Source organism: Halomonas sp. (assembly GCF_034520545.1).
GTDB lineage: Bacteria > Pseudomonadota > Gammaproteobacteria > Pseudomonadales > Halomonadaceae > Halomonas.
The window spans coordinates 1-2,881 of sequence record NZ_JAXHNN010000020.1 but is presented as its reverse complement, the minus strand read 5'-3'; the positions used below and the strand labels follow the sequence as shown (position 1 = coordinate 2,881).

The following is a 2,881-nucleotide window of genomic DNA, read 5'->3' as shown; positions in this document are numbered from 1 at the left end:
GTCATCCGAGACCCGACACGTAGGCCAGACGGCCGCCCGAGCGTCAGCGGCTCTCAGAACTCCCGGGAGACCCACTGCCCCGCCTGCTGCTCGACGCGCCCTCTCCCTCCGAGCTTGAGCAGATGGGCCAGCGCCGAGCGCGCCGCCACCCCCAGCTTGCCCTCGGGCACGTCATCGTAGGCGTGGCGTGTCAGCGCCTCCAGGCTCGCCGGCCCATGGCGCGCCAGGGCCCGGAGCACCTTGTGTTCCCGGGCCAGGCGATGGGTGACCAGGAAGTCGATGGCGGCGTGGCCTTCGCCGATCAGGAAACCGTGGCCCGGGGCGATGGTGTCGAAGGGTTCATCTCCGAGGGCGTGCAAGGCAGCCACATAGGCGGCCATGTCGCCGTCCGGCGGGTTGATCACCACCGTGGAACCCTGCATCACCTGATCACCGGCGAACAGCAGCCGCGCAGGCTCCAGCAGGTAGCAGAGGTGGTTGGAGGCGTGCCCGGGCGTATGCAGTACCTTCAGCATGCCCGCAGGCGTTGCGAGACGCTCGCCGTGGCGGGGCCGGTCGTCCGGCACGAAACCGGCGTCCTGGCTGGCACCGAGCGGAGGCGGCAGACCCACCAGCCGAGCGCCGGTGCGCGCCTTGAGCCAGGCCGCTCCAGGCGAGTGGTCGATATGGGTGTGGGTCACCAGCACCCGGGAAATCCTTCCGCCGGCCAGTTCAAGCAAGCGTTGCAGATGCGCCGGCTGCTCGGGGCCAGGGTCGATCACCAGATGATCGTCGCCGTCGCCCAGCAGGTAGCTGTTGGTGCCGGGGCCGGTCATCGCCCCCGGATTGGGCGCGGTCACCCGGCTCACCCCCGGCGCCAGTTCGACCGCCCTGCCGGGCTCGATCTCAGCGCTGGCCGTGCCCTGCCGTTGCGGGTCCAGGCGGCGCACCTCCGCATAGGCCGGGGCATCCGGCTCCACCTGCCAGGCGGCCCCGCCCTTCCGGGCCGGCCAGGGGCGGCTTGGATGGTGGGTCGGCGGGTTGGCATGGGCGTAGCGCAGCAGCGCCTCGGCGGTGGAGAAGTCGGCGAGCAGACGCAGGGTGCGCAGGGTAGGATAGCCCAGCGAAAGACGGCCCTGGCGGTGGTCCGAAAGCACCCGGGCGGGTGTGCGCCAGAGATGATCGATGGTCTCGCTGCCGTCATGCGACGCCTGCTGGTTCGAAGGCGCCAGGGCCACGAAGAAGCGCGTATCGAAGCGCCGCGGTGCGCCACGGGGCGTGACCCAGTGCCCCAGGTAGGCCAGCCAGTCCAGCGGCAGCCCGAGGCCGTAGCGCTCGCACAGCGCGCGGAAGCTCGTTTCCTCGCGCCGCAGGGACTCGCGCCCCTCGCTCAGCACCGGATGGTCCGCTGACGGCAGGTGCCCCTGGCCATCCACGGCCAGCAGCAGGCCCGCCTCCTCGAAGCACTCGCGCAGGGCCGCAATCATGTAATCGGCTCCCCCCTCGTCGAGGCTCAGGGTCTGGCTGATGGCGGCATCATCGCGGCCAGAGGCAAAGGCTCGAACATCCGGGTCCTGCGGGTCCACAGCCCCACCGGGAAACACGAAGTAGCCGGGCAGGAAGGCCGCCTGCCAGGTGCGCTGCAGCAGCAAGACCTCCAGCCCCTCGTCGCTGTCGCGCACCAGGGCAAGAGTCGCGGCAGGACGTATCTCGCACTTTCGCTCGTCGGCCATCAGCGCGGCTTGACCACGGCCAGGGTCACCGAGGCCTTGGCCACCAGCGTCTCGGCGCCCGGGCCGCCGAAGACCTCGGATTCAACGACGCTCAAGGTTCGTCCGGGCTTCAGCACCCGTCCCACGCAGCGCAAATCCGGCCCGCTGGCCGAGCGTAGCAGGCTGATCCTGAATTCGGCGGTAAGCACGATCGCTCCCTCGGGGATCAGCGTGGCGCCCGCGGCGCCGGCGGTGTGGTCGGCGATGGAGGCCTGCACGCCGGCATGCACGAAGCCGTCCTGCTGCTGGTGGTCCTCGCGCACTGCGAGGCGCGTCACACATAGCCCAGGAGCGATCTCGTCAGACTCGAGGCCCAGCGCCCGGATGAAGGGTGATGCCTTGAGAATGCGTTCCACCTCGGTTCGGTAGTCGGCATGGGCGGGTACGAAGTCTGATGCGGGCGCCATGGGGCCTCCTGGGCGGGAAAAGGATCGGTAAACAGCAATACCACACCGGCGGCGAGGGGCACAGCCTCCTGGAAGCCGGCGCGTTGAGGCGATGGCTCTGACACCAGCTAGACTCAGGAAGTGTCAGCACCTCAGACAGGGAACCCCCATGCCGAAATACCACAACGATGCCACCCTGCCCATCCCGCTCTTTCCCGGCAGCCATATGGTGATCGACGACGACTACGTCTTTCTATCGGGGCTGACTGCCGAGGATATCCAGGGCGGCGAAACCATTCTTGGCAACATAGCGGAGGAGACCCGCCTGGTGATGCGAAGCATCCAGCGCATGCTGGTCTCCGCCGGTTGCGGCATGTCCGACGTGGTGCGCGTCGACGTGCACATCACCAACCTCGAGCTGATCCGCGACATGGACGCCGCCTATGCGGAGTTCTTCGACTCGAGATGCTATCCGGCGCGCACCTGCACCCAGTCACCCCGCCTCTACGGCTCTGCCCATGTCGAGATCACGGTGATGGCGCGCCGTCCTGCCGAGGCCGAAAACGAGGAGAGAGAGAAGGACTCGGACTCCGAGGATTCCTCCGACACCTGAACGTCTACTTCGACGATGGCCGTTCGCCATCGGCCGGGCATGTTGCACACCGCATCAATTATGACCCTGAGAGCGGCCTTCTAGCCGACCTTAGGGGTTATCGGGACATCCCTTTACCGGCCTCCATCACC

General features: G+C 68.1%; 3 protein-coding genes. 1 reads left to right on the top strand and 2 read right to left on the bottom strand.

Going from position 1 to position 2,881, the window contains the following annotated elements; translation table 11 throughout:
* Positions 1-53 precede the first annotated feature (53 nt).
* Both U5L98_RS18610 and U5L98_RS18605 read right to left on the bottom strand, forming a co-directional pair.
* Positions 54-1,712 carry an MBL fold metallo-hydrolase gene (locus U5L98_RS18610; protein ID WP_322559741.1) on the bottom strand — a complete coding sequence of 553 codons (1,659 nt, stop codon included), beginning with the start codon at positions 1,710-1,712 and terminating at the stop codon, positions 54-56.
* Positions 1,712-2,158 (bottom strand): PaaI family thioesterase, encoded by a 447-nt coding sequence (locus U5L98_RS18605; RefSeq protein WP_322559740.1) that lies wholly within the window; start codon positions 2,156-2,158, stop codon positions 1,712-1,714. The genes U5L98_RS18610 and U5L98_RS18605 overlap by 1 nt, the downstream gene beginning before the upstream one ends.
* 148 nt (positions 2,159-2,306) lie before the next feature.
* Between U5L98_RS18605 and U5L98_RS18600 the strand changes: the two genes are divergently transcribed.
* On the top strand, positions 2,307-2,750 hold the full coding sequence (locus tag U5L98_RS18600; protein ID WP_322559739.1) for a RidA family protein: 444 nt from the start codon (positions 2,307-2,309) through the stop codon (positions 2,748-2,750).
* Positions 2,751-2,881 lie beyond the last annotated feature (131 nt).

What these genes read in the sequence shown, in the direction of transcription:
- U5L98_RS18610 (WP_322559741.1), bottom strand. Translation starts at nt 1,712, where the DNA reads ATGGCCGACGAGCGAAAGTGCGAGATACGTCCTGCCGCGACTCTTGCC.
- U5L98_RS18605 (WP_322559740.1), bottom strand. Translation starts at nt 2,158, where the DNA reads ATGGCGCCCGCATCAGACTTCGTACCCGCCCATGCCGACTACCGAACC.
- U5L98_RS18600 (WP_322559739.1), top strand. Translation starts at nt 2,307, where the DNA reads ATGCCGAAATACCACAACGATGCCACCCTGCCCATCCCGCTCTTTCCC.